The sequence below is a fragment of the Luteimonas sp. 100069 genome, from assembly GCF_003813845.1.
Classification (GTDB): domain Bacteria; phylum Pseudomonadota; class Gammaproteobacteria; order Xanthomonadales; family Xanthomonadaceae; genus Luteimonas; species Luteimonas chenhongjianii.
On record NZ_RPFN01000005.1, the window covers coordinates 95335 to 120808 of the forward strand.

Consider the following 25474-nt stretch of genomic DNA (forward strand, 5'->3'; position numbering starts at 1 on the left):
GCAGCGCGCGTGCGGCGCGGCGGCCTGTGGAGCCCGCGCGACGGTGGCGAGCAAGCCGCATCGCTCGCCAGCCCGCTCGGCCAGGACTAGAGGCGGCGCCAGCCGAAGCCTTCGCCGCTGCGCCAGAACACGCCGCGGGCCTGGCCGTAGATCGACGCCGCGGGCACGAAACCGAAGTACCGCCCGTCGATGCTGGCGCCGCGATGATCGCCGAGCACGAGCACCTGGCCGTCAGGGACCACCACGTTGTGCAGATCGGGACCACCGCCATCGTCCAGGTTGAGCGCGACCTGGACGTCACCGAAATCTTCCGGTCCCCCCGGCCGCCTGGCCAACGGCATGCCATTGATCGCGAGGCGGCCATCGACGAGGTCGACGCGGTCGCCGGCCACCGCGACCACGCGCTTGATCAGGCGCACGTTGTCCGACGGCGAGCGGAACACCACCACGTCGCCCGGCGCGAGCGGATCGCCCGGCCACAGGGTCAACTGGCTGAACGGAACGCGCAGGCCATAGGCACGCATGTCGACGACCACCCGGTCGCCGGGTGCCAGCGCCGGTTCCATGGACCCGCTGGGCACGTAGTAGTGGTTGGCGAGCGAGGAGCGCGCGACCAGCAGCAGGGCGAGCAGGCAGATCATCGGCAGCGCTTCGCGGTGCAACCAGCGGCGCAAGCCGTCGCCGCGGTGTCCGGCGCGCCAGGGGGACGGGGCGGGCGTAGGTGTCATGCGGCGCTCCTGGGCGGTCAGGGAAAGAGTCAGGGCGCGTCCGGCGCGCCCGGTTCCGCGGCGCGCCGGGCCGCGCGCAGGGCCACCTGCTCGACGAGGGTCAGCGCGACGTTGTCGCGCAGATAGGCCGGCTCGACCCGCTCCGGGGCGACGGCCTCGCCACGCGCATACGCTGCCGCGGCGAGCCGCGCCAGATCGCCGGCACGCGGCAGCGCCAGCGCATCGACGGTCGAGAACCGCGGGGCCAGTCGCGTCTGCAGCGCCGCTTCCGCCGCGGAGAATCCGGTGCCCACCCCCGCCCAACCCGTCGCGTCACCCGGCAGCTCGATGACGTCGGGCGCACCGACGTGCGCAGGCGCCAACGGCCGCAGCCCTTCGCCCTCGCGCACGAAGGCCTGGCTGTAGACCTCGCCCATCCGTGCATCGATCGCCGCGAGTACCGGAGTGCCCGGGGCGACGTCGGCGCGCATCGCCAGTACCTCCAGCGACGAGAGCGCGACGACCGGCCGCTCAAGTGCCAGCGCGATCCCCTGCGCCAGCGCGATCGCCAGACGCACGCCGGTGAACGCGCCCGGCCCCCGGCCGACGGCGATCGCGTCGAGCTGTCCACGGGCGACACCGGCCTCGGCCAGCAGGGCCTCGGCCCAGGGCAGCGCGAGCTCGGCGTGCCTGCGCGGCGCGATCTCGAACCGTTCCAGTACCCGGCCGTCGTCGTACACGGCGACGGAGCAGGCCTCGGTGGCGGTTTCGAATGCGAGCAGTTTCATGACGGCAGGGTTTCCGGGAGCGGGACAGGCGCGGGCGCGCCCGCCGGCATTGTCGCAGGCGCAGCGAAGAACGCAGCGACCGTCGAGATTTCGCGCGTGCGCGGCAGCGGCGGCAGCGAGTCGAGGAAGACACCGCCATAGCTGCGGCCGAGCAGGCGCGGATCGCACAGCACCAGTACGCCGCGATCGTGTTCGGTGCGGATCAAGCGGCCGACGCCCTGCTTGAGGGCGATGACCGCCTGCGGCAACTGTTCGTCGCGGAAGGGATTGCCGCCACTGCGGCGGATCGCATCCAGCCGCGCTTCGAATACCGGGTCGTCGGGCGCGGCGAACGGCAACTTGTCGATGACGACGACACTCAGCGCGCCGCCGGCCACGTCGACCCCCTCGCGGAAACTCGCCGCGCCCAGCAGCACGCCGTTGCCGGATTCGCGGAAGCGCTGCAGCAGCACGTGCCGCGGGGCTTCGCCCTGTACGAACAGCGGCCATGGACAGTCGCGACTGCCGTCGCGCAGCAGGGCCGCGGTCTCGCGCAGGGCGCGGTGCGAGGCGAACAGCAGGAAGGCGCGACCGCCCGAGGCCTCGAGCACCGGCAGCACCGCATCGACCACCGCGCGCGTGTAGTCCTGCGACGCGGGCTGCGGCAGCTTCGGCGGCAGATAGCACAGCGCCTGGTGCGGCCAGTCGAACGGGCTCGGCGTCAGCAGCGTCTGCGGGGCCTCGATGCCGAGGCGTTGGGCGACGTGGTCGAAGCTGCCGTCGACCGCCAGCGTCGCCGAAGTGAACACCCAGGCCGCGCGCGAGGCTTCGCGATGCGCCCGCAGCGGCGCGGAGACGTCGAGCGGCGTGCGCTGCAGGCGGAAGCCGCGCGGTGTGAGCTCGTACCAAAGCACGCCGTCGTCGGCCGCAGGCGCGTCCACGGCCGAGGGTGCCGCGTCGGCATCCTCACCGTGGTCGTCGTCGAACATCGAACCGGCTGCGGCGCTGCCGTCGTTCCAGCGCCGCAGCCGGGCGACGAAGAGCTGCGCGCGGGCGTGGCAGCTGTCCAGTCCGGGGGAAGCCTCGCGCAGGGGCGCAAGCGCGTCGCGCAGATGCACCAGCGCATCATCGAGCGCATGCAGGGCGTCCTCGACCGCAGGCTCGTACAGCGCGCGGTAGCGGGTACCGCGGGCCGGAAGGCCGTCCATCGCGCTGCGCAGGCCGCGCGTCGCCACGTCGAGCAGATGCGCCGGTGCCTGCAGCACCGGCAGTGCGCCGGGCACGTCCTTGCATTCGGCGATCGCGTCGCGCGCCAGCTCGACCAGGGGCCGCGCGCTCATGCCTTCACCGAAGAACTGCGCGGCGAGCTCGGGCAGCTGGTGCGCCTCGTCGACGATGAAGACCTGCGCGCCCGGCAGGATCTCGCCGAAGCCCTCCTGCTTGAGCGCCAGATCCGCCAGCAGCAGATGGTGGTTGACCACGACCACGTCGGCTGCCTGCGCACGCTGCCGCGCCTGGACCAGGAAGCACTCGCTCCAGAACGGGCATTCGTTGCCGAGGCAGTTGTCGACCGTCGAGGTGACCAGTGGCAGCAGCGGCGTGTCCTCGGGCAGGCCGTCGAGCTCGGCCATGTCGCCCATGCGCGTGCGTCCGGCCCAGGCGACGATGCGCTGGAACTGGCGGCTCTGATCAGGATTGATCTGCTCGCGCGAGGTCAGTCGCGGTTCGCCGCGCGCCTGTTCGAGCCGGTACAGGCACAGATAGTTCGCGCGGCCCTTGAGCAGCGCACTGCGCAGGCCGCTGCCGAGCGCATCGCGTACCCGGGGCAGGTCGCGATGAAACAGCTGGTCCTGCAGGGCGCGGGTGCCGGTGGAGACGATGGTCTTGAGGCCCGACAGCAGTGCCGGCACCAGATACGCGAACGTCTTGCCGGTGCCGGTACCGGCTTCGGCCAGCAACGTGCTGCGTCGGTCGATCGCGTCGGCGACCGAGCCCGCCAGCGCCTGCTGCGCGGCGCGTGGCCGGAACGCGGGAATCCGCTCGGCCAGTGCCCCGCCCTCGACGAGCGCCGCGAGGCTGCGCGCGGCAAGCCCGGCGTCAGGTGCGTCGAGCACGGAGCGGGCCCGTCACCGCACTCAGTAGCGTGTGGGCCCGGCGACGCGACAGCCGTCGGCCTGGCCGCGCGCCTGCACCGCGCCAGCGGCATCGCCGGTGGACAGGCGGACCTGCTCGAGCGTGATCCAGTGGCGTCGGCACAGCGGGCCCACCTGCGCGCCGAGCGCATATGCGCGCTCGGCCAGCTCGGTGGCGCGCGTGAAGTCGTTCTGCAGGATCGCGACCTCGGCGCGCTCCTGCAGCAATGCCGGATCGCCGTCGACGATCTCCAGCGCCTGGTCGAGCGCGGCTGCGGCCCCGTCGAGATCACCCTGCCCTTCGAGCGCGACCGCACGCTCGCGCAGGTCCTCGACCATCGGGTCGCGCAGCGGCTGGACCGCGAGTTCGCCGTCGCCGTCGCCGGCTGCGGCGCGGATCGCCTGCACCATGGTCTGCGGCGGGATCATGGCCACGGGCGCGGCGTCCGCTGTCGTCGGCGACTGGCTGGCACAGGCAGCCAACGCAAGGGCTGCGCCAAGCGCGGCGAAGCGCGGCAGGAAACGGGCTGGACTCATCAGGGTGACTCCTCGGGAGACGGTACCGGCGCAGGCTGGCTCGGCGCGGTCTCTGCAGGCGGGGCTTCGGGCTCGTCGCGACCGAAGCCGAACCACTCGCGCCAGCCGCGGCGTTCCTGCTGAACCGGTGCGCCGGTGGCATCGACCAGGTTGCCGTTCTCGTCGATGAAGGTCTGCTCCGGATCATAGACCCGGCACGGCTGATACGGCGGCGCATAGCCGCTGACGAAGGCGAACCGGCGCGCGCCCGGGCAATCGGCGTCGGTGCTGTTGGACTGCACGATCCACTTCCACTCCAGGCCGTCGTTGCTGACCTCCAGCGGCGCGCTGGGCAGACGGGCGAACATGCCCGACCAGATGCGCATCGCGCCGGTCGCCCCGTAGAGGCCGGTCTGTTCGTTCTGGTCGTTGCCCACCCAGACCACGGCCAGATGGTCGCCGGTCCAGCCGGCGAACCAGCTGTCGCGGCCATCGTTGCTGGTGCCGGTCTTGCCGGCGGCATTGAGCCGGCCGAGGCCGTCGTTGACCAGTTGCCGGCCGGTGCCCGAAGTCACCGCCTCCTGCAGGCCGATGGTGACCAGACGCGCGGCGATCGCATCGCCCTCCTGCGCCGGCCGCGGGGCGTTGTCGTAGCGGCTGAGCACGCGACCCTGCTCGTCGATGACCCCGCGCACGCTGCGCAGCGGCTGGATCTCGCCGCCGGATGCGAGGAACTGGTAGAGCTGCGCCATCGCATACGGGCTCTGGTCCATCGAGCCGAGCGTCAGCGACGGATTGGGCGTGGCGCGTACGCCGGCCAGCACGTGCACCAGATCCGCCAGCGCCCGCGTACCTACCGCCTCGCCGATCCGCACCGTCGCCTGGTTGTAGGAACGGGCGAGCGCATCGATCAGTCGCACCGTGCCGTGGCTGCGGCCATCGGAATTGCCGGGTGACCATTTGCGGCCGTTCTCCAGCGTGATCGTGACCGGCGAATCGTCGACCCAGCTGGCGAGCGAATACTGCGTGGGATTGCCCAGGGCCAGCAGATAGACGAACGGCTTGAGCAACGAGCCGACCGGGCGCTGCGCCTCGACTGCGCGGTTGAAGCCGTGTTCGACCGGATCGCGGCTGCCGACCGCGGCCACGACCTCGCCCGAATGCACGTCGGTCACCAGCAGACCGGCCTGCAGTGGCGGCCGCTTGCCGGTGGACAGGTCCTTGATCGTGCGCACGGTCGCGCCTTCGGCGTAGGCCTGCGCGGAGGGCGCCATCGCGCTCATTACCGACAGTCCCGCGCCCTGCAGATCGCCGGCCGGATAGTCGCGCGCCAGCTGCCGGCGCACCAGATCGACATAGGCCGGGAACCGGTTGGCCGCGATGCTGCCGGGCGTCTCGGTGACGCCGAGCGGGCGCTTGATCGCGCGGTCGTGCGCGGCCTGGTCGATCAGGCCGGACTCGAGCATCTTGTCGAGCACGAAATTCCGGCGCTCGAGTGCACGCTCGGGATGGCGCCGCGGGTCGTAGTACGAGGGCCCGCGGATGATGCCGACCAGCAGCGCGACCTGCTCGATTTCGAGATCGTCGAGCCGACGCCCGAACCAGAATTCCGCGCCCGCGGCCACGCCGTGGATCGCCTGCGCGCCGCGCTGGCCCAGATACACCTGGTTGAGATAGGCCTCGAGGATCGGCCCCTTGCCGTAGCGTGCCTCGATCAGCATCGCGTACAGGATTTCATTGAACTTGCGCGTGTAGGTCTGCTCGCGGCCGATGCCGAGCAGGCCGCTACGGGCGAGCTGCTGGGTCAGCGTGCTCGCGCCCTGGCGTGTCTCGCCGGCGCGCAGGTTCACCATCGCGGCGCGTGCCATGCCGCTGAGGTCGATGCCGTGGTGGTGAGCGAAATCCTTGTCTTCGACCGCCTGCAGCGTATCGGTCAGCAGCGGCGGCACTTCGTCGATGCGCACCAGCCGGCGCTCTTCCTGGCGCTGGCCGTAGAGCGTGGCGATACGCGCCGGATCCATGCGCGCGACCTCGAGCGCACGCTCGCCGCCGCCATCGCGCAGGCGCGAGACGCGTCCGCCGGACAGGGTGAGCTGCACCCGGCCCGGCGCCACGACGCGGTCCACGTCGCGATAGCCGCGGCTGGAAATCGTCCAGCGCCCACCCTCGGTGGCATAGGTGCCGGGCTTGACGCCGTCGCCCTCGCGATACCCGGCTGCATCGAGTTCGGTCTTCAGCGTGGCGGCGTTCATGGCCATGCCGGGCGTGACCTGCAGCGGTCGCGCATACACGCGCGTGGGCACCTGCCAGGTCAGCGCATCGAACTTCTCGCTCACCTGGTGATTGAGATAGATCGTGTAGGGGATCAGAAAGCCCAGCCCCAGGGCCAGCAGCGCCAGCACCGCGGTGACCACCCGGCGCCGCCAGGCAGGCGGCGCATCCTCGGTCGGGTCGTCGGTGTCGTCGTCTTCGTAATCGATCCGGGCCATGGAGTTCCTGCACCCGCCACGGCGGGTCGATGTGGATGCGACAATGAGGACCGGGCAGTCTATCCCAGCGCTTCGGCGCAGGCCGTGGGCGCTCCTTGAACAGTCAGCTGGAGTTCCAAACGCATGTCGTTATCCCTGGCCGGCGCGCGATTCCAGTTCGAGCGCGCGCTCGGGCTGTACCGGCGGGGGCTCGCCAGCCTGCGCACCCGCGGTCCGGTCGCCACCTGGCAGCGCGTCAGTGCGCAACTTGGCCTGTTCGCGCCGGCAACCGCGCAGTCGCTGCTCGCCGCCGACATGTCGCCCTTCACGCCGTTTTCGGTTCCCGCGGCGCCGGAGCCGGAGCCGGAGCCGGAGGTCAGCATCATCATTCCGGTGCACGGCCATGCCGCGCAGACGATCGCCTGCCTGCGGGCCATCGCCGCTCATCCGCCGGCCAATTCGATCGAAGTGATCGTCGTCGACGACGCAAGCCCGGACGACAGTCTGTCGCTGCTGGGCCGGATCGACGGGCTGCGGCTGCATGCACTGGCCGCGAACCTCGGCTTCATCGGCGCCTGCAACGCCGGAGCCGCCATGGCGCGCGGCCGCTTCCTGTTGTTCCTCAACAACGACACCGTCCCCCAGCCCGGGTGGCTGGATGCCATGCGCGCAACCTTCGCCGCGCAGCGCGATGTGGGGATCGTGGGTGCGCAGCTCGTGTATCCGGATGGCCGACTGCAGGAGGCGGGTGCGATGCTCGCGCGCGACGGACGCGGGGAGAGCCGTGGACGCTTCGCCGACCCCACGCATCCCGAGTTCGCGTGGTGCGCCGACGTCGACTACGTGTCGGGCGCTGCACTGATGATCGAGCGTGCCCTGTTCTCGCAACTGGGCGGCTTCGATCCGCGTTACGCGCCGGCCTACTACGAGGACACCGACCTTGCGATGCGCGTGCGCGCCGCAGGCCTGCGGGTGCTGGTGCAGCCGGTGGCATGCGTCGTGCACCTGGAAGGCGCCACTGCCGGCACCGATCCGGCCAGCGGGATGAAGGCCGCGCAGGCGCGCAACCTTCCCGTCTTCGCTGCCCGCTGGCGCGATGCACTCGCCCGGCGTCCGCTCGAGCCGGTCGACGCCGGCCGGTTGCCGGCTGCAGGCACTCCGCAGGTGCTGATCGTCGACAACCTGACCCCCATGCCCGATCGGGACTCCGCCTCGCTGCGTCTGGTCAACCTGATGCGGCTGTTGCGCGAGGCGGGCGCGCACGTGGTGTTCCTGCCCGCCGACCTTCGCCACGCCGGCGGGGCGACCCGCGCGCTGCAGGCACTGGGTATCGAGGTGTGGCATGACCCGCATGCGGGCGGTGTGGCGCGCTGGATGCGCAACCACGGGCACCGGTTCCAGCGCGTCCTGCTGTGCCGGCACTACATCGCACGCGAGTTCCTGCCGCTGGTACGCGCGCATGCTCCACAGGCGCGCGTGGTGTTCGACAGCATCGACCTGCATTACGTGCGCGAACAGCGCGGCGCGGAGGTGGCCGGCGACGCGTCGCTGGCACGCGCGGCGGCCCGCACCCGCGCGCTGGAACTCGACGTCATCGCCCGCAGCGATATCACCCTGGTGGTCAGCGCAGCGGAAGCCGAGGTGCTGGCCACGGATGCCCCGGATGCGCGGGTGACCGTGCTGTCCAACCTGCACGAGATCGCCGACACGGGCGCCGCGTTCGCGGACCGTCGGGACCTGGTCTTTGTCGGCGGCTTCCGCCATCCGCCCAATGTGGATGGCGTGCGCTGGTTCCTTGCCGACATATTCCCGCGCATCCGCGCGGCGATGCCGGACGTGTCCTTCCACTGCATCGGCGGCTACGTGCCCGACGCGATCGCGACCTTTGCCGATGCGCCGGGCGTGCACATCCACGGCCACGTGCCCGACATCACCGCTTACATGGATGGCTGCCGGATCGCGGTCGCGCCGCTGCGCTTCGGCGCCGGCGTCAAGGGCAAGGTCAACCTGAGCATGGCGCACGGACAACCGGTGGTCGCCACTTCCTGCGCGGCCGAGGGCATGCATCTGCGGGCGGGCGAGGACGTGCTGCTGGCCGATGATGCCGATGCGTTCGCGGACGCCGTGGTGACGCTCTACCGGGACGCCGAACTGTGGTCGCGCCTGTCCGCGAACGGGCTGGCGAATGTGCAGGCGCATTTCTCGCTCGAGGCCGCGCGCGGAACTGTGCGCCAGGTGTTCCTCGAGCCGACCGGCTAGTTGCCGGGCGAGGCCGCGCGCAGGCGGCGGCCGAATTCGGCGAGACCGGGCACGCGCGGGTCGATGTCGCGCGCGAAACCCAGGGCGGCTTCCGCGCCAGCCACATTGCCTGCGCCCAGGCGCTCGTCGCCGATGGCCAGCCACCGTTGCGCCAACCGGCGTCGCGCGTCTGCCAGCGCGGCGGTGTCGTCACCGAGCAGTTCGCGTGCGTCCAGGCAGCTGCGCGCGCGCGCCAGGCTGTTGGCGCGCAGGCCGGCGTCGAAACATGCGCGCGCCGACGGCAGCAGGCGCGCCGACGCACGCGCCACCGCCGGGTCGTCCGGCGCGATCCGGCGCGCGGCGCGCAGCTTGTCGTAGGCGCTGTCGCCAGGAGGCTCGAGCAGATCGCCGCGCGCCTCTGCGGCCGCCGCCTGTTGCAGCAGGGCCGCGACCCGTTGGCGGCGCTGCTCTGGCGGCAACTGCGGGCCGAGCTGCGCATGGCGCGCGCGCGAGCGCTGGACGTGCTCGCCGGCGAGCCGTACCGCCTCGTTGTCGGGCGCCAGCAACCGGGCCTCGCGCAGCTGCGCATCGGCATCGGCGAAGTTGAAGTCGCGGGCGAACCGCTCGGCCCGGCGCGCATAGGCAACGCCTGCATCCGCGAGGCCGCGCGCCGCGCCCGGGTCGTCGGGATCGAACGCCTGGAGCATCCGCCACTCGGCAACCGCGCGTTCGATATGACCGGCGGCGAGATCGCGCTCGGCGCGCCGGCGCAGGGCATCGAGCTCTTCGGTCAACCGGGCCTCGGTGTCGGGCAGGTCCACGTGGCCGGCATCGTAGCTGCGGACCCGCACGATCAGTTCGGCCGCCTCGCGCAGATCACCGCTCCGCAACTGCGCGCGGGCCTCTTCGAGCAGCAGGGCCAGCGCGTCTTCGCGCCCGCGCAGCGCATCGGCATTGTCCGGCTGCAGCGCCAGCGCACGCGCATACAGCGGCAGCGCGCTGGACTCCGAGCCGTCGAGGTCGCCCGCCGCCAGCGCGGCCTGGGCTGCGGAGACGAGGCGATCGACCCCCGGGCCCACGGCTTCACGCCGCCGCAGCGCGGCCTCCACCGCGTCGACATGTTCGCGCGGCGCGGACAGTTCACGCGCAAGCGCCAGTTCGGTGCGCGCCTCCTCCAGCCGCCCCGCCTCGACGGCTGCCGCCGCCTGGGCCAGCGCGCGGCGCGCGACTTCGGCAAGGCCTTCGTGTGCGCGTTTGTCGTCAGGGTCGAGCGCGAGCGCGGCCTCGTAGAGCTGGCGGGCGCCGCTTCCGTCGGATGCGCTCAGGCGACCGGCCGCGCTCGCGACCGCCGCTTCGTCGAGCAGGGCCTGCACGCGGGTCTCCGGCCAGATCCGGTCGACCACCAGAACCCGGACGCCGACCACCAGTACCACCGCCGCCGCAAACACCGCCACTGCGGTCAACGCCATCCGCCGGGAGGCCTCGCGGTCTCCGGCACGCCAGCGCACACGCCATCGCGCGAGCGGAGCGCGTTCTACAGGGTCGCGATGGTCGGATGGGCGGTGCACTCGGCGCAGTATGGGAGCAGCTGCCGCATCCGGGCGTCATCGGCGTACGGCATCCACCCCGGGCAAGCCGTCGAGCTTGCCGAGCAGGCGCGCGAGCTGGCCGTAGTCGGCCACCCGCACACGCAGTTGCAAGCGCACCCGCGACAGGCCGAGCATCTCGCTCTGGATCGACAGCACGTGCACATCCTCCTGCGCGATCGCGTTGCTCAGGTCCTTGAGCAGATGCCGGCGATCCACCGCCTCCACGCGGATGTCCGATTCGTGCCCGCCGCCCGCGCGCCCCCACTCCACCGGCAATACGCGCTGCGGCTCGGCCGCCGACAGGCGCAGGAACGCCGGGCAGTCCTGGCGGTGCACGCTGACCCCGCGGCTGCGGGTCAGATAGCCGGCGATCGGCTCGCCCGGCAGCGGACGGCAGCAGCGTGCAACCTGCACGAGCAGGTTGTCGACGCCGACCACGTGGAAATCGCTGTCGGCGGCCTTCGGTGCGCGTCGCGGCTTGCGCAGCGGCAGCGTCGGCGCCGGCTCGGCCGGCGCGTCGCGTTCGCGCTCCAGCTCGAGCAGCGCGCGGGCGATCTGGTTGGGACCGAGATCGCCGAGCGCGACCAGCACATGGAGATCGTCGACGCTGGCCACATTGAAGCGGGCCAGCACCGGGGCGAGGTCCGCATGCAGCAGGCCCAGCCGACGCAGGTCCTTGTCGAGCAGTTCCCGACCGGCCTGCAGGTTGCGCGTCCGATCGAGCCGGTTGAACCACGCGCGGACCTTCTCGCGCGAACGCGTGCTGGCGAGGAACCCGTTCGCGGCCACCAGCCAGTCGCGCCGCGGCGCCGGTGTCTTCGCGGTCAGGATCTCCACGCGTTCACCGCTGCGCAGCACGGTATCGAGCGGCACGATGCGGCCGTCGACCTTGGCGCCACGGCAGCGGTGGCCGACCATCGTGTGCACCTGGTAGGCGAAGTCCAGCGGCGTTGCGCCCTGTGGCAGGTCGACGATCTCGCCCTTGGGCGTCAGCACGTAGACCCGGTCCTCGACCAGCTCGCTGCCGAGCGCCCCGACCAGCGAAGCCTCGCCCCCGGCCCCGGACTCGGTATGCGCTTCAAGCAGGCGCCGCATCCATTCGATCCGGCGCTCGAGCGCGGCGTTGCCTGCGGCGGAACGCTGCGAGCCTCCGGTCTCCTTGTAACGCCAGTGGGCGGCGACGCCGAGTTCCGAAGCTTCGTGCATCTCGCGCGTGCGGATCTGCACTTCGAGCGTCTTGCCTTCGGGCCCGACGACGGCGGTGTGCAGGGAGCGGTAATCGTTGTGCTTGGGGCGGGCGATGTAGTCGTCGAACTCGCTCGGGATCGGCGTCCACAAGGCGTGCACCACGCCCAGCGCCGCATAGCAGTCGGGTATGTCGCCGACCAGCACACGCACCGCACGCAGGTCGTAGAGTTCGCCGATCGGCACCTGTTTGCGCTGCATCTTCTTCCAGATGCTGTAGATGTGCTTGGGCCGGCCGGCCACCTCGCCCGGCACGCCCTGCGCTGCCAGCGCCTCACCCAGCTGCAGCCGGACCTGCTCGATATAGCGCTCGCGGCCGGTGCGATTGTCATCGAGCAGTCCGGCGATGCGGCGGTAGGTGTCGGGCTGCAGGTAGCGGAACGCGAGATCCTCGAGCTCCCACTTCAGCTGCCAGATGCCGAGCCGGTTCGCCAGCGGCGCATGGATGTCGCGCGTCAGCAGAGCCAGCGCACGCCGGGCGTCGTCGTCTTCGCTCCGCGAGGCCGCACGCATCAACGCGAGCTGCCGGGACAGCAGCAACAGCACCAGCCGCAGATCGCGGACCAGCGCCAGCAGCAGCCGCCGCAGCCCCTCTGGATTGCCTTCGCTGGCCTGCTCGGCATGCAGCGACCACACCTGCCGCGCGGCGCTCAGGCCGTCGAGCAGTGGCGCGACCGCGGGCGTCCCCGCCCGCACCGCCGGCTGCCAGGCCGGCACCGCATCGGCGATCGCGGTGGCGACCACTTCGCCATCGGCGCCGAGCAGGCCGAGCGAGGCGAGCGTGTCCAGCAGCACCGCCGCCGCGGCCTCCGTGAGCTCCACCTCCGGCGGCAGCGCGCCGAGCAGCGCGCGCAACGACGGCCCCGACGCGGCGATCGTCGGCGACGCCAGCAGGCGGTCGCGCAGGTTGTCCGGAACCTCGGGCATCGGCCACTCGATGCAGGCGGGACGCACTACACTAGCCCCGCCCGCACCGGAGGAACAGAGCATGCGCACAGTCCAGAGTGTCTTGATCGCGGTGTTGCTGACGGCCAGCTCGGCCGCGCTCGCGCAACACGCCGGGATCGAGGACCGCCTGAGCCCGGCCGAGTTCCGCGCCGCCGGTCTGGACAAGCTCAGCACGGCCGAGCTCGCGCGACTCAACGAACTGCTCGCGCGCGACTCCGCTGCGGCGCCGACGGCCGCGCCTGCAGCGCCGGTCGCCACCGACGTCGAAGCACGCATCGCCCAGGCCCGCGAGGAAGGACGTCGCGAAGCGCGTACCGCGGACCTGGGCAAGCGCCCGCCGCAGGCATCGCGCGAGCCGCTCGAAAGCACGATCTCCGGCCCCTTCCATGGATTCGCCCGCGGCCGCGAGTACGTCCTCGCCAACGGCCAGGTGTGGAAGCAGGTCGACAGTGCCTCGCTCGCAGGCGCGCGCGGCCAGGACGTGGCGGCGCGTATCCGTCCCGGCCTGCTGGGCGTGTGGTGGCTGCAGGTCGATGGCTACAACACCCAGGCCAAGGTCGAACGCGTCCGCTGATCCAGCCATTCCGAACACTCACTTACCCGGGAACCCAGAAATGCGCACCCTTGTCGTCCTTGCGGCCGCGGCCTCTCTCTCCCTTTTCAACTGCGCATGGGCGCAGGACTCGGACATGGAGACGCGCATGGGCAGCGCGCAGTTCCGCACCGCAGGCCTGCACAAGCTCGACCCCGACGAGCTCCGCGCGCTGGAACAGTGGATCGCCGCGCAGCCCCCCGGGCAAGCACAGCTGCGCGATGCCCGTGAAGCCGGTCGACGCGAAGCCGCCGTCGAGACCGCGCGCGCGCCGGAATCCGAACCCGTCGACAGCACGATCGTCGGCCGGTTCGAGGGTTTCGCCCGGGGCCGCGTGTTCAACCTCGCCAACGGCCAGGTCTGGCGGCAGGTCGGCGACCAGAACTGGCCCAGCGTCGCTGTCGAAGGTCCGCGGGTCGAGATTCGGCCAGCGCGCTTCGGTGGGTGGTGGATGCGCGTGGGCGACCAGAACACGCGGGCGCGCGTCGAACGCGTCAGGTAAGCGCCGCCACCCGGCTGGCCAGCTTCTTCGGCGACACACCGCCCTTCGCGCCCAGCTCCTGCGCGAACAGCGACACGCGCAGTTCTTCGATGTCCCAGCGCAGTGCCTGCCAGTCGGGATCGGCGCTGCGGCCACGTGCGGCGGCATCGGCGAGTGCGTCTACGAAGGGTTTGACGTCGAGCATGCGCTGCTGATCGCGCAGCGGGTCACGCTGGGCACGTTCGGCGCGTAGCGACAGCGCGCGCAGCCAGCGCGGATATTCGGCCAGCGCGGTGGCCGGCACCGAGCGCAGGAACCCGGGCGGCACCAGCGATTCGAGTTGCGCACGCATGTCGTCGAGGTTGGCCCGCGCCCAGCCCATCAGCTTCGACTCGAGCCGCCCGCGGATCTCGGCGACCAGGTCGAGGATCGCTTCGGCCTGGCGCAGGCGCGCCATCGCCTCGCCGAACAGCGCCTTGCCGACCGCATCGCGGTGCGCGGCGAACGCTTCGGCATCGCGGATCGTGTCGAGGCCATCGACCAGCAGCGCCGCCAGCGCGCCGTCGATCAGATCCTCGCGCAGGCGGTCGCCGGGTTTGCCGTCGCGCGGCGCGGCCGATTCGATCGCGGCATACAGCAGCGCAGTCCTGGGCTGGACCGGCAGCTGCCTGCGCGCCTGGCGCACGCGATCGGCGAGCGCGATCACCAGCAGGCGGCGCACGCCCTGCGGATGCAGGCGACGCGCATGGGCGGGATCGGCATGGACGGCCAGCGAGGCGGTTTCGCCATCGTCCTGCAACGCCGGATAGGCCGGCAGGCCGCCGGCGCCGGCGATCGATACCGGCACCGGCGTGTCGGGAAACTCGGTGAGTCCATGCTGCTGCAGGCCATCGGCCGCGTGCGCGGCGAAGGCGCGCGCGGCGAGCTCACCGAAACGGGCACGCAGTTCGGCGAGATCGCGCGATTCGGCGAGTACTGTCGAGCCCTTGCGATCGCGGCCGGTATCGACCAGGCGCAGATTGGCCCGCAGATGGGGCTCGAGGGTGGCCTCGTCGAAGTCCGAGGCGACGATCTCGACCCCCGCCAGCTTCTTCAGGAAACGCGCGAGCGTGCCGGCAAAGGTGTCGGCATCGCCATCGCGCCAGGCCTGCGCGAAGGCGCGCGCGAAATCCGGTGCCGGCACGAAATTGCGCCGCAGCGCCTTGGGCAGGCTGCGGATCAGCGCGGTCGCCTTGTCTTCGACGAACCCGGGCGCCAGCCATGACAGCCGTACCGGATCGATCGCATTGAGCAGGTGCAGCGGCACCGAGACCGTCATGCCGTCGTCCGGCGCGCCCGGCTCGAACCGGTACGAGACCGCAAGCCGCGCCTCGCCCAGTGCGATGAAGGCGGGGAAGAGTTCGGCGTCCACCCCGTCGGCGATGAGCAGATCGTCGCGGCTCCACAGCAGCCCCTGCTTCGCGGCCTCCGGCGCCCGGCGCCACCAGGCGTCGAGTCCCTGCGCGGAGATCACGTCGGCCGGCAGCCGCTGCGCGTACCACTGGGCCATCCAGTCCTCATCCACGACCAGGCCGGCGCGGCGCTGCTTGGCCTCTTCCTCGCGCGCGCGCTCCAGCGTGCGCAGGTTGCGCTCGAGGAACGCGGCGCGGGTATTGATCTCGCCCGCCACCAGACCATCGCGCAGGAACAGCGCACGCGCCTCTTCGGGATAGAGGCGTCCGTAATCGATCGGCTTCCTGGGGGCGAGCACCAGGCCGAACAGGCTGATCTGTTCGCTGCCGATCACCCGTCCCTGCGCGCGCGACCAGCGCGGATCCTGATGCCGGCGCGCGAGTAGGTGGTCGAGTTCCTGGATCACCCAGTCCGGCTCGATCGCCGCATTGGTCAGCGACCAGATCTTCTCGGTATCGAGCAGGGTTGCCGACAGCACCCACGGCGGCGGCTTCTTCGACAGCGGAGAGCCGGGGAATATCTGGAAACGGCGTCCGCGCGGCCCCTCGTACTGGCCCGAGGCGCGACCACCGCCGCCTGGATCAGCGCGGTGGCCGATCTGCGTCGGCAGGCCGGCGATCAATGCGCGATGCAGCGCGGTGTAGGCGGCAGCCTGCGCGCGTGCGATCGCGCGCGCATCGCCAGTCGCCAGCTCCGGCGACGGCGGATCCGCGGACCAGCCCAGCTCCTCGCACTGCAACCGCAGTTGGCGATGCAGCTCGCGCCACTCGCGCATGCGCAGGAAGCCGAGGAAGTTGCGCTCGCACCATTTGCGCAGCTGCGACTGGGTGAGGTCGGCATGCGCCTGCCGGTAGGCGTCCCACAGTTTCACGATGCCCACGAACTCGGACTTTGGATCGGCGAACTGCGCATGCGCGGCATCTGCCGCGCCGCGCTGGTCCGCCGGCCGCTCGCGTGGATCCTGGATGCCGAGGAACGACGTGATCGCGAGCATCTCGTGCAGGCAGCCGTGCTCGCGCGCGGCCACGAGCATGCGCGCGAGCTTGGGGTCGACCGGCAGCCGGGCCATGGTGCGGCCGGTCGCGGTGAGCCGGCGCTGCGCATCGACCGCCCCGAGTTCGGCCAGCTGCTGCCAGCCATCGGCGACCGCGCGCGGATCCGGCGGCTCGACGAAGGGAAAGGACTCGATGTCGCCCAGGCCGAGCGACAGCATCCGCAGGATGACGCCCGACAGCGACGCGCGGCGGATCTCGGGATCCGTGTAGCGCGGCCGCGATTCGAAATCCGCCTCGGAAAACACCCGGAAGCATGTGCCCGGGGCGATGCGGCCGCAGCGGCCCTTGCGCTGGTCGGCGCTGGCCTGGCTGATCGGCTCGATATGCAGGCGGTCGAGTTTCTGCCTGGGACTGTAGCGCTTGACGCGGGCGAGGCCGGGATCGACGACGTAGTGGATGCGCGGCACCGTCAGCGAGGTCTCGGCGACATTGGTCGCCAGCACGATGCGGCGCTGCGGCCCGGGATTGAACACCCGGTCCTGATCCTTGGCCGACAGCCGTGCATACAGCGGCAGCACCTCGGTATGCCGGTACTTGCGCCGCTCGAGCGCCTGGTGGGCATCGCGGATCTCGCGTTCGCCGGGCAGGAAGATCAGCGTGTCGCCGGTGCCGCGGATCTGCATGATCTCGTCGCAGACCGCGACGATGCCGTCGAGCACGCTGCGCTCGCCGGTGTCGGTGCCCTCACCCTCCAGTGGCCGGTAGCGCACTTCGACCGGATAGCCGCGGCCCTCGACATCCACCACCGGCGCACCTCCGAAATGCTCGGCGAAACGCGCGGTGTCGATCGTCGCCGACGTCACGATGAGCTTGAGATCCGGACGCCGGGCCAGCAGTTGTCTGAGATAGCCCAGCAGGAAATCGATGTTGAGGCTGCGCTCGTGCGCCTCGTCGATGATCAGCGTGTCGTAGGCCGACAGCCAGCGGTCGGAGGCGATCTCCGCCAGCAGGATGCCGTCGGTCATGAACTTGATTGCGGTCGCTTCGCTGACGTTGTCGTTGAAGCGCACCTGGTAACCGACCGCGCCTCCGATCGGCACCTGCAGTTCTTCGGCGACCCGCCGCGCGACGGTGCGCGCGGCAATGCGCCGCGGCTGGGTGCAGCCGATCAGTCCGGCGGCGCCACGGCCCGCCTGCAGGCACAGCTTGGGCAGCTGGGTGGTCTTGCCGGAGCCGGTTTCGCCGGCGACGACGACCACCTGATGCTCGCGGATCAGCGCAACGATCTCCTCGGCCTTGCCCGCGATCGGCAAGGTCGGATCAACGGTGGCCTGCGGCAGTCGCGCCGAGCGCGCCTCGCGGCGCCGCACCGACTCGCGCAGGCGGCTTTCGAAGGCCTCGCGTGCCGCAGCGTCCTGCGGCGTCCGCCGCCAGCGACCCAGCAGGCCGAGCAGGCGGCCCCGGTCACGCGTGCCCGCCATCTCGATCGCGAGCTGGGCCTGCTTCAGCGCGGCGGCCACCGATGTGTCGCTGGAATGCTCGATCACGCCCCGCACCTGCCCTCAGTCACATATCCAAAACGGATCCGGCCCTATTGTGGGCGCAAACCCTCAAACAGAGTCCTGCAATGGCCAACTCGAACAAGTCCAGCAAATCCTCCGAGACCCCTGTCGCACCGGCCGTGGCATCGCCCGACGCAAAGTCGAAGGCGCCGGCCATCGATATCGGGATCAGCGACGAGGATCGCAAGGCGGTCGCCCAGCATCTGTCGGTGTTCCTCGCCGATGCCTACACGCTGTATCTCAAGACCCACAACTTCCACTGGAACGTGACGGGGCCGATGTTCAACGCCCTGCACGTGATGTTCGAAGGCCAGTACACCGAGCAGTGGAACGCGCTGGACGAGATCGCCGAGCGCATCCGCGCGCTGGGCTACAACGCGCCGGGTTCCTACGCGGAATTCATGGAGCTGTCGTCGATCAAGGAAGAGCCGGGCCTGGAGAAGTCGCCGGACTGGCGGGAAATGGTGCGCCAGCTCGTGGTCGGCAACGAGGCCGTGTGCCGCAGCGCACGCAAGGCGCTCGAAGTGGCGGACGACGCGGACGACGATCCGACCGAAGACATGCTGATCCAGCGCCTGCAGACCCACGAGAAGAACGCCTGGATGCTCCGCTCGCTGCTGCAGTAAGCCTGCACCGAGCCATCCTGGAAACGCCCGGCATTGCCGGGCGTTTCTGCATTGAAGTCCGCCCACGCGCGGTGCACCGATCGCCGTCGCACACTGCATGAGCTGCGCGCAGCGCCGCTGGCGCGCCTGGCTGGACTGCGCGGACCAAGCTGCGCGACAGGCCGAAGACTGACTGGGGCAGCGCTCTGCGGGGCAGGCGCCTCAACCTTCTGGATACAGCGGCGGCAGGCGCTCGCCGCCCCGGCTGCTGGCAGGCGGGTCGCGCCAGACCGGCCCCGCTCGGAATGCCGAGCGGAGGCCTTGGCGAGCAGCGCTCAGATCCCCTCCCGCCCAACGCGCCCGCTGCCACGCCGCTAGCGCCTCGCGTTGCGCAGGATCTTCGAGCAGTGCCGCAAGCGCGTCGAGATCGGGCGGTGGCGGCGTATGCAGGGCGCGCAGCGCCTGCTCCACGTCCGCCGGCTCGCCGGCCTGCAACAGCCGCATCAACTGGCGCACGGCGCCTGCGGGGGGGGCGCCGGAAAATGCCTCCCCGTCGCCGCCCTTCCCTGCCCGCACAGCCCCGCTGCGCGCGGGTCCTGAAAGCCGCGGTCGATACAAACGCCAGGCCAGCCACGCGGTCGCAAGCCACAGGACCGCGAACAGGGCCGCCATCGCCGGCCAGATGCCGGGGGCGGCGGACTCCCCGCCAGGTGAACGGGGCTCCAGAGACGCGGGGCCGGTACCCGGGGTGGCATCCGCGGGCGCGGCCGCGCCGGCCACCGTGAGCGTGACCGCGGGCGCCGCAGCCGTGCGGGCGACGCCGGCGCGCACATCCCACCAGTCGATGCGCGGGCCCTGGACCTTGAGCACGCCACCTGCGCGCGGCACCACGGCATAGCGCCGGGTCAACCGGACGCTGGGCCGTTCATTGTCGAACCGTTCGTCGTACTGCGGCGGCTCGGCGAACACCTGGGCGCCTGCGACCGGCGGCAGCGCGATCTCGGGCAACTGCGTGCCGACCGCACCATCGAACACCGCCTCCAGCACGAACGTGCTTGCCTCGCCGGCGCGGCCTTCGGTCGGCGCTTCCAGCCAGCGGGTCTGCACGTCATACACCGGCAGCCAGGGTTGCGGGGCGCCGGCGGGCATCGGCCGCACAGTGAGTACGCTGGGAGGACCGTTGGCGGTGAGACGGCGCGGCCCACGGTTGAACATGTCGTCGAAGAAGCCGCCGCCGACACCTTGACCCTCGAATCGGGCGCCCGGAATGGTCAGGGTGCCGCTGCGTTCCGGGACGATCTGGTAGCGGCGCTCGACCACGGAATAGCGCCGGCCGTCGATCTCGCGGGTGTACTGCACGTCGTTGCCGATGCGCTGCATCGAGGCGCCATCCGCCGCTGGCTGCTCCAGGCTGCCCGACACCAGCGGCGTCGCGTAGTGCAGGCGCACCACGTAACCGACCGACTGCTGCACATAGGGCGACTGCACGTCGATGTCGGCCTCGATGAAGGCGGGCGCGCCGTCGCGCGCGGCACTGACCGCAGCCGGGGCCACGCTCAACGACAACGGCGCAGTGCGCTCGCCACCCACCTGCAGGGCAGGAACAGTCAGTACGCCCTCGCGGCGCGGGCGCAGCGCCACGCCGAACAGCGACCGCGTGCTGCGTCGGCCATTGGTGAATTCGGCCTGGCGCCGGCTGGTGTGGCCGCTGACTTCGAAATCCTGCGAGAGCGGATCCCAGTCGGGCGCGTCGACCACACCGTCGGTCTCGATGTTGAGCGTAGTGGTCTCGCCCAGCGCGATGCGGTCGCGGTCCAGCCAGGCGCGGGTTTCGGCCTGCACGGCCGCGGGCAGACACGCCAGCAGCAGGACCAGGCCCCAACGTGGCCAGCGCTTCGTCGAGCCCGGGTCGTTCATCGATCGTCTCCGCGTGCGCGTCGCTCGTGTTCCAGCCGGAATTTCGCCCGCAGCAAACCGCCGGGATCGTCAGGAACGCGTCGCAGCCACGCGGCATTGGCCTGCTCGCGCTCGCGTTGTACGTCGTCGACCGTCGCGTCCACCGGCGGACCATCCGCCGACTCCGCCTCCGCCTGTCCATCGAGCGCACGCTGCATGCGTTCCTGCTGCGCTGCCTCCGCTTCGCGCTGCGCCTGAGCATCCGGCGGCGGTGCGGATGGCGTCGGCGATGTGCCCGGCGGTGCGGAGCCCGCTGTATCGCTCGGCTCCTGCGGGTCGGCGGGCGTCGAGTCCGAGGGATCATCCTGGTCACCGGGGTCACCCGACTGCGGCTGCGGCTGTCCCTGGCCCTGCCCGTTCTGCGGCGATGCGCGCGGATCCTGGCCCGGCCCCGGCGGGGGCGTGCGCTTGCGCGCCGCCTCGACCGCAGCGCGGTTGGCCACCGCGTCGGCCATGCCCGGTTGCGCGGCGAGCGCTTCGTCATAGGCCGCGATTGCTTCCTCGAAGCGTCCGAGGCGGGCCAGTGCATTGCCCCGGTTGTAGGCCGCGTCGGCGCCAGGCAGGCCCGTCCACTTGCGCAGTGCCTCGTCGAAATCCTGCCGCTGGTACGCCGCCGCACCGTCGCGCATGCGCGCATACGCAACCTGATCGGCCCGTTGCCAGGCCGTGGCGGCAGGGGGTTGCGCACGCGCGGGGAGCGGCAGCAACGCGGGCACCAATGCGAACGCGAGCACGCAGGCGAGCGCGCTGCCGCGACGGAAGGCGAACAGCACCAGACCGAGCAGCGGCAGGATCAGCCAATAGCCTTCGTCGCGGACGCGGCGGATGCTGGCGTCAGTGCGGGCGGAAGCACCGGCGAGATCCCCGCTCGAGGTCAGTACCCCCAGCGCCTGCAGGTCGTCGTCGTCGGCCGACAACGCGTGATAGCCGCCGCCGCCCGCCGCGGCCAGTGCCTGCAGCGTGCCGGGCTCCAGCCGCGCGTGCACCAGCGCGCCTGTCCCGTCGCGATGGGCTGCGCCCTCGATCGTCCCCAGCCCCAGTACCGAGACCCGGTAGCCCATGCGCGCGGCGATGGCCGCCTCCGCGATCGCCGCCGCATCCACGTCCCCGGTCATCAACAGGATTTCGCCGCGTTGCGCCTGCCCCTGCCGCAGGAGCCTCGCCGCGTGGGCGATCGCGCGATCGGCGCGGCTGCCGTCGGCCGGCATGATGTCGGGCGACAGGGCATCGAGGTACAGGGCGACATTGGCGGCGTCCTCGGTCAGCGGCGCCACCGTGTAGGCATCGTCCGCATAGGCGACCAGCGCGACCTGCCCGGCATCGCGCCCCGCGAGCAGGCGGGCGAGCTTGGCGCGGGCCTGCAGCAGCCGCGATGGCGGCAGGTCGCCGGCGGTGGTGGCCGTCGACAGATCGAGCGCGACCACGAGCGGCGCCATGCCCTGCTCGTGCAGCGGTACTGCGTCCTGGCGCCAGCCGGGCCCGGCCAGCGCGACCACTGCAAGCACGCCGCCCAGCAGCCAGGCGCCAAGACCCAGCAGCCCGCGCCGTTGCGCGCCCCCGTCCAGCAGGTGGGCGAGCAGGTGCGGATCCACCGCTTCGCGCCAGGCATCGGCATCGCGCTGGCGGCGCCACCAAGCCCAGGCGATCGCCGGCAACACGGCCAGGGCCCACAACCACTCGGGCCGGACGAACTGCAGGTGTTCGATAGACGGTGTCATGCGGCGTGCTCCGCGCGCCGCCGCGGACGCAGCCAGAGCGCCAGCAACAGCGCGGCGCAGGCCGCAGCGAGGGGCAGCGGGTAGCGCTCAAGCCGCGGACGCAAAGACGGCCCTGGCTGCTCGACCGGTTCCAGACGGTCGATCTCGCGGTAGATGCCCACGAGCTCATCGGTATCGCGCGCGCGGAACGCCCGCCCACCGGTGGTCTCGGCCACGCGGCGCAGGGCGGCCTCGTCGATGGCCGGCTCGCTGCCGGGCATCTGGAAACCGAACAGCCCGCCCGCCCCCGCCTCGCTGCCGAATGCGATCGTGTGCACGCGCACGCCTGCGTCGCGGGCCAGTTCGGCCGCCTTGTCCGGCGTCAGCGCCCCGGCATTGCTGACACCGTCGGTCAGCAGGATCAGCAGGCGCTGCCCGCGCGGCGTGTCCTGCAGGCGCTTGACCGCCAGACCGATCGCGTCGCCGATGGCGGTCTCGCGCCCGACCATCCCGACCACGGTGGCATCGAGCTGCTGGCGCACGCTGGCCCGGTCAAGCGTCATCGGCGTCATCGCGTAGGCGCGCTGGCCGAACACGATCAGGCCGATGCGATCGCCGGCCCGGCGCTCGAGAAAATCGGCGATGACGGCTTTGGCGGCGGTCAGACGGTCCACGGTCTGCACCCCGACGACCATGTCCTCCTCGCTCATGCTGCCCGACAGGTCGACGGCCAGCATGAGGTCGCGGGCGCTGCGCGGCGGTTGCTCGGGCGGCCCCCATTGCAGCGGTCGGGCCGCGGCCACGCACAGCAGGCACCACGCGATCCACAGCAGCCAGTTCGTCGCCGGGGTGCCGCTCGAGATGCGCGGCGTCGCCAACTGCTCGAGTCCGCGATACGGCACGCGCAGGGCGCGGCCACGGGCCCGAGCCGGCGGCAGCCATCGACGCGCAAGCCAGGGCACGGGCATCGCCAGCAGCAGCCATGGCCAGGCGAACAGCCCGGTCAGCGCCTGCAGCCAGCCTTGCCCGTCGAAGCTCACCGGCGACGCTCCATCAGCGCCAGGAAGCGCGTCCTGGCGAAGGGATATGCCGCGTCGGCCTCGAGTTCTTCGACCGACGGCCGGAACGCGCCGTCGCGCAGCACCCGACCCGGCCCCTCCGTGAATGGTGCACCAGGCAGCCCGCTATCGAGGAAGGACAACCAATCCTCGCCCTGCAGGCGGTCGGCATCGGCGCTGCTGCGACGCGCTGCGCGGCGCAGCAGGGACGACATCGCCGCGAGCCGGGCAGCGGCATCGCCCGCCTGCGCGACTTCGTCATCGAACAGACGCCGCCAGCGGCGCCGGCGCCAGGCACGCAGCAGCCGCCAGCCCAGCAGCGCCAGGCACACCGCCAGCAATGCCGCCCCCAGCCACCACCAACCTGCCGCCGGCGGCCACCAGGGCGGCGTGGCGGGCTGGTGGATATCACGGAGCACCAGATCGGGCATGGTCATCGTCGGATCACCTGGCCCCTGCGAACGCCGGCAGCCAGGCATCGCTGGCAGCATTGCTCGACAGCGATTCCACGCCGATGCCCGCCCGCCGGAGCTGCTGGACCGCCGCGTCCCGCGGTGCGTCGAAGGCATCGCGCCAGCGCGCACGCTGCGCCTCGCTGGCCAGGTCCAGATCCACGCGGCCTTCGCCCTGCATGAAGCCGAGCCGCGCCCACGGTGGTGAGCGTTCCACCGGATCGTCGAGCAACAGGACCAGCGCGTCGCAATGGGCGCCGACCGCGGCCCAGTCGCGGGCGGGCACCGCTGCGGCGCTTGCGGCGTCCGCCAGCACCAACAGCCGCGAGCCGGGGCGTAACAGGCGGCGCGCATGATCGATCGCGACGCCAAGGCCGGCATCCTCCTCCGGCATCGCCGAATACCAGCGGCTGAGCGCATGCAGCACGCGCAGCGCCCCGCGCGTGCCGCTGGCCGGCGCGACCGGCGGCTCGATGCCGGACCCGCGCAGGGCGGCGATGCGATCACCATCGGCCGCCGCCGACCACACCGCAACCGCGCCCGCGCGGGCCGCCTGGGTGGACTTGAACCGCACCCGCGTGCCGAAGTAGAGCGCCGCGGCGGTATCGGCGACGACCATCGTCAGGCGCTCGCGCTCGCGCTGGAAGGTCTTGGTGTGGGGACGGCCGGTCCGCGCGGTCACGCGCCAGTCGATGTGGCGGGCGTCATCCCCGGCCACGTAGTCGCGCGATTCCGCATATTCCATGCCCTGCCCGCGCTGTGGCGATGGCGCCAGCGCACGCGCGCCCACGCGCGCGCGACGTACGCGACTGCGTCGCGCCAGCGGCCGCAGCGCGATGAGTTCCGCAAGCGAAGGCCGGATGCCGGGCAGGGCGCCACCGGGATTCACGGCAACGGCACCCGATCGATCAGCGCCTCGACCAGCCGGTCACCATCCCAGCCCTCCGCGGTCGCCTCGTAACTTGGCAGCACCCGGTGTCGCAGCACGTCCGGTGCCATCACGCGCACATCGTCGGGGGTGACGAAATCCCGGCCGGCAAGCCATGCATTGGCCCGCGCGCAGCGCTCCAGCGCGATCGAGCCGCGCGGACTTGCCCCCCAGGCGATCCGGTCCGCCAGCGCGGTGTCGTAGCGCCCCGCATCGCGCGAGGCCAGCACGAGTTCGATGAGATAGCGCTCGACCGCAGGGGCCATATGCAGATCCAGCACCGCGCGCCGCGCCTCGAAGAGCAGGGCCAGCGGCAGCCGTTCGACCGGCGCCGCCGCATCGTCGAGCTGGGCGCGTGCCCGCGCACGGACCAGCTGAAGAATCCGCGATTCGGCATCGGCCTGCGGATACCCCACGCGGACATGCATCAGGAAGCGGTCGAGTTGGGCTTCAGGCAACGGAAACGTGCCTTCCTGCTCGATCGGGTTCTGCGTGGCCATTACCAGGAACAGCTCGGGCAGACGATAGGTCTGCCGGCCGACCGTCACCTGGCGCTCGCCCATGGCCTCGAGCAGGGCGGACTGCACCTTGGCCGGCGCACGGTTGATCTCGTCAGCCAGCAGGAGGGAGTGGAAGATCGGCCCGGCCTGAAACTCGAAGCGTCCGTCCTGCGGACGCCAGATCTCGGTGCCGGTGAGGTCGGCCGGCAGCAGGTCGGGCGTGAACTGGACCCGGGCGAACTCTGCATCGAGCCGCGCAGCCAGCGCACGGACTGCCATCGTCTTCGCCAGCCCCGGGGCGCCCTCGACCAGCAGATGGCCGTCCGCCAGCAACGCCACCAGCAAGCGGTGGACCAGCGCCGACTGCCCGATGATTTCTTCCGACAGTGCCTCACGCAGCGCGACGAAGCGCGCGTACAGGTCCACCGTGTCTGCGTCCAGGTCCATTGTCATCCTCGGTCACCGACGCAGTGCGCGTCCCGGTGCAGTTTGACCGGAAGCGACGCCCGAGGTTCAACGCCAGCCAACCGGCCGGCGGAAACGACAACGGAGCCCGCGGGCCCCGTCGCTTGACGCTCTTTATCGG

18 protein-coding genes are annotated in these 25474 nt (G+C 71.5%); 4 read left to right on the top strand and 14 right to left on the bottom strand.

The window, feature by feature from the left end; translation table 11 throughout:
• Positions 1 to 86: 86 nt before the first annotated feature.
• Genes lepB through mrcB form a run of 5 tightly spaced genes read right to left on the bottom strand, consistent with a single transcriptional unit; the run spans position 87 to position 6611 of the window.
• Positions 87 to 728, bottom strand: coding sequence for a signal peptidase I (gene lepB, locus EGK76_RS11860; protein ID WP_123832759.1), 642 nt, complete (start codon positions 726 to 728; stop codon positions 87 to 89).
• A 29-nt stretch (positions 729 to 757) separates the two neighbouring features.
• Positions 758 to 1495, bottom strand: a complete 738-nt coding sequence (gene tsaB / locus EGK76_RS11865) for a tRNA (adenosine(37)-N6)-threonylcarbamoyltransferase complex dimerization subunit type 1 TsaB (protein WP_123832760.1) — start codon at positions 1493 to 1495, stop codon at positions 758 to 760.
• Complete coding sequence (locus tag EGK76_RS11870; RefSeq protein WP_123832761.1) at positions 1492 to 3588, bottom strand: ATP-dependent DNA helicase; 2097 nt, start codon at positions 3586 to 3588, stop codon at positions 1492 to 1494. The genes tsaB and EGK76_RS11870 overlap by 4 nt, the downstream gene beginning before the upstream one ends.
• 21 nt (positions 3589 to 3609) lie before the next feature.
• Positions 3610 to 4143 (bottom strand): hypothetical protein, encoded by a 534-nt coding sequence (locus tag EGK76_RS11875; protein WP_123832762.1) that lies wholly within the window; start codon positions 4141 to 4143, stop codon positions 3610 to 3612.
• The gene (gene mrcB, locus EGK76_RS11880) at positions 4143 to 6611 is read right to left on the bottom strand and encodes a penicillin-binding protein 1B (RefSeq protein ID WP_096297309.1); all 2469 of its coding nucleotides are present in this window, start codon (positions 6609 to 6611) and stop codon (positions 4143 to 4145) included. Before mrcB ends, EGK76_RS11875 begins: the two co-directional genes overlap by 1 nt.
• 123 nt (positions 6612 to 6734) lie before the next feature.
• On the opposite strand from mrcB, the gene EGK76_RS11885 reads away from it, so the two are divergent.
• Positions 6735 to 8849, top strand: coding sequence for a glycosyltransferase (locus EGK76_RS11885; protein ID WP_123832763.1), 2115 nt, complete (start codon positions 6735 to 6737; stop codon positions 8847 to 8849).
• Here EGK76_RS11885 and EGK76_RS11890 read toward each other — a convergent pair.
• Both EGK76_RS11890 and EGK76_RS11895 read right to left on the bottom strand, forming a co-directional pair.
• Positions 8846 to 10297, bottom strand: coding sequence for a hypothetical protein (locus EGK76_RS11890; RefSeq protein WP_123832764.1), 1452 nt, complete (start codon positions 10295 to 10297; stop codon positions 8846 to 8848). The two genes, EGK76_RS11885 and EGK76_RS11890, sit on opposite strands and share 4 nt — an antisense overlap.
• A 135-nt stretch (positions 10298 to 10432) precedes the next feature.
• Positions 10433 to 12589 carry a bifunctional (p)ppGpp synthetase/guanosine-3',5'-bis(diphosphate) 3'-pyrophosphohydrolase gene (locus tag EGK76_RS11895; protein WP_123832765.1) on the bottom strand — a complete coding sequence of 719 codons (2157 nt, stop codon included), beginning with the start codon at positions 12587 to 12589 and terminating at the stop codon, positions 10433 to 10435.
• A 61-nt stretch (positions 12590 to 12650) separates the two neighbouring features.
• On the opposite strand from EGK76_RS11895, the gene EGK76_RS11900 reads away from it, so the two are divergent.
• Both EGK76_RS11900 and EGK76_RS11905 read left to right on the top strand, forming a co-directional pair.
• Entirely contained in the window at positions 12651 to 13184 is a 534-nt protein-coding gene (locus EGK76_RS11900; RefSeq protein WP_123832766.1) for a hypothetical protein, read from the top strand.
• A gap of 115 nt (positions 13185 to 13299) precedes the next feature.
• Positions 13300 to 13704 (top strand): hypothetical protein, encoded by a 405-nt coding sequence (locus tag EGK76_RS11905; RefSeq protein ID WP_123832767.1) that lies wholly within the window; start codon positions 13300 to 13302, stop codon positions 13702 to 13704.
• Here the strand turns inward: EGK76_RS11905 and hrpA are convergent.
• Positions 13697 to 17611, bottom strand: a complete 3915-nt coding sequence (gene hrpA / locus EGK76_RS11910) for an ATP-dependent RNA helicase HrpA (RefSeq protein ID WP_123832874.1) — start codon at positions 17609 to 17611, stop codon at positions 13697 to 13699. The two genes, EGK76_RS11905 and hrpA, sit on opposite strands and share 8 nt — an antisense overlap.
• Positions 17612 to 17757: 146 nt before the next feature.
• Here hrpA and EGK76_RS11915 point away from each other — a divergent pair, with 146 nt between their 5' ends.
• The gene (locus EGK76_RS11915; protein WP_096297304.1) at positions 17758 to 18318 is read left to right on the top strand and encodes a Dps family protein; all 561 of its coding nucleotides are present in this window, start codon (positions 17758 to 17760) and stop codon (positions 18316 to 18318) included.
• A 201-nt stretch (positions 18319 to 18519) separates the two neighbouring features.
• Here EGK76_RS11915 and EGK76_RS11920 read toward each other — a convergent pair whose 3' ends face one another.
• The 6 genes from EGK76_RS11920 to EGK76_RS11945 form a co-directional block, all read right to left on the bottom strand.
• The gene (locus EGK76_RS11920; protein WP_123832768.1) at positions 18520 to 20214 is read right to left on the bottom strand and encodes a BatD family protein; all 1695 of its coding nucleotides are present in this window, start codon (positions 20212 to 20214) and stop codon (positions 18520 to 18522) included.
• The gene (locus EGK76_RS11925) at positions 20211 to 21971 is read right to left on the bottom strand and encodes a VWA domain-containing protein (RefSeq protein ID WP_123832769.1); all 1761 of its coding nucleotides are present in this window, start codon (positions 21969 to 21971) and stop codon (positions 20211 to 20213) included. Before EGK76_RS11925 ends, EGK76_RS11920 begins: the two co-directional genes overlap by 4 nt.
• Positions 21968 to 22918 (bottom strand): VWA domain-containing protein, encoded by a 951-nt coding sequence (locus tag EGK76_RS11930; RefSeq protein WP_096300338.1) that lies wholly within the window; start codon positions 22916 to 22918, stop codon positions 21968 to 21970. The genes EGK76_RS11925 and EGK76_RS11930 overlap by 4 nt, the downstream gene beginning before the upstream one ends.
• Positions 22919 to 22986: 68 nt before the next feature.
• Positions 22987 to 23445 carry a DUF4381 family protein gene (locus EGK76_RS11935; RefSeq protein ID WP_123832770.1) on the bottom strand — a complete coding sequence of 153 codons (459 nt, stop codon included), beginning with the start codon at positions 23443 to 23445 and terminating at the stop codon, positions 22987 to 22989.
• 7 nt (positions 23446 to 23452) lie between these two features.
• Positions 23453 to 24349: a DUF58 domain-containing protein gene (locus EGK76_RS11940; RefSeq protein ID WP_123832771.1), complete on the bottom strand. Its 897-nt coding sequence runs from the start codon at positions 24347 to 24349 to the stop codon at positions 23453 to 23455.
• On the bottom strand, positions 24346 to 25335 hold the full coding sequence (locus EGK76_RS11945) for an AAA family ATPase (protein WP_233580287.1): 990 nt from the start codon (positions 25333 to 25335) through the stop codon (positions 24346 to 24348). Before EGK76_RS11945 ends, EGK76_RS11940 begins: the two co-directional genes overlap by 4 nt.
• Between the last annotated feature and the right edge of the window lie 139 nt (positions 25336 to 25474).

Bases quoted from the DNA above. Each gene is read 5' to 3' on its own strand.
- lepB (WP_123832759.1), bottom strand. From the start codon at position 728: ATGACACCTACGCCCGCCCCGTCCCCCTGGCGCGCCGGACACCGCGGC.
- tsaB (WP_123832760.1), bottom strand. From the start codon at position 1,495: ATGAAACTGCTCGCATTCGAAACCGCCACCGAGGCCTGCTCCGTCGCC.
- EGK76_RS11875 (WP_123832762.1), bottom strand. From the start codon at position 4,143: ATGAGTCCAGCCCGTTTCCTGCCGCGCTTCGCCGCGCTTGGCGCAGCC.
- mrcB (WP_096297309.1), bottom strand. From the start codon at position 6,611: ATGGCCCGGATCGATTACGAAGACGACGACACCGACGACCCGACCGAG.
- EGK76_RS11885 (WP_123832763.1), top strand. From the start codon at position 6,735: ATGTCGTTATCCCTGGCCGGCGCGCGATTCCAGTTCGAGCGCGCGCTC.
- EGK76_RS11890 (WP_123832764.1), bottom strand. From the start codon at position 10,297: ATGGCGTTGACCGCAGTGGCGGTGTTTGCGGCGGCGGTGGTACTGGTG.
- EGK76_RS11895 (WP_123832765.1), bottom strand. From the start codon at position 12,589: ATGCCCGAGGTTCCGGACAACCTGCGCGACCGCCTGCTGGCGTCGCCG.
- EGK76_RS11900 (WP_123832766.1), top strand. From the start codon at position 12,651: ATGCGCACAGTCCAGAGTGTCTTGATCGCGGTGTTGCTGACGGCCAGC.
- EGK76_RS11905 (WP_123832767.1), top strand. From the start codon at position 13,300: ATGGAGACGCGCATGGGCAGCGCGCAGTTCCGCACCGCAGGCCTGCAC.
- hrpA (WP_123832874.1), bottom strand. From the start codon at position 17,611: ATGGCGGGCACGCGTGACCGGGGCCGCCTGCTCGGCCTGCTGGGTCGC.
- EGK76_RS11915 (WP_096297304.1), top strand. From the start codon at position 17,758: ATGGCCAACTCGAACAAGTCCAGCAAATCCTCCGAGACCCCTGTCGCA.
- EGK76_RS11920 (WP_123832768.1), bottom strand. From the start codon at position 20,214: ATGAACGACCCGGGCTCGACGAAGCGCTGGCCACGTTGGGGCCTGGTC.
- EGK76_RS11925 (WP_123832769.1), bottom strand. From the start codon at position 21,971: ATGACACCGTCTATCGAACACCTGCAGTTCGTCCGGCCCGAGTGGTTG.
- EGK76_RS11930 (WP_096300338.1), bottom strand. From the start codon at position 22,918: ATGCCCGTGCCCTGGCTTGCGCGTCGATGGCTGCCGCCGGCTCGGGCC.
- EGK76_RS11935 (WP_123832770.1), bottom strand. From the start codon at position 23,445: ATGACCATGCCCGATCTGGTGCTCCGTGATATCCACCAGCCCGCCACG.
- EGK76_RS11945 (WP_233580287.1), bottom strand. From the start codon at position 25,335: ATGGACCTGGACGCAGACACGGTGGACCTGTACGCGCGCTTCGTCGCG.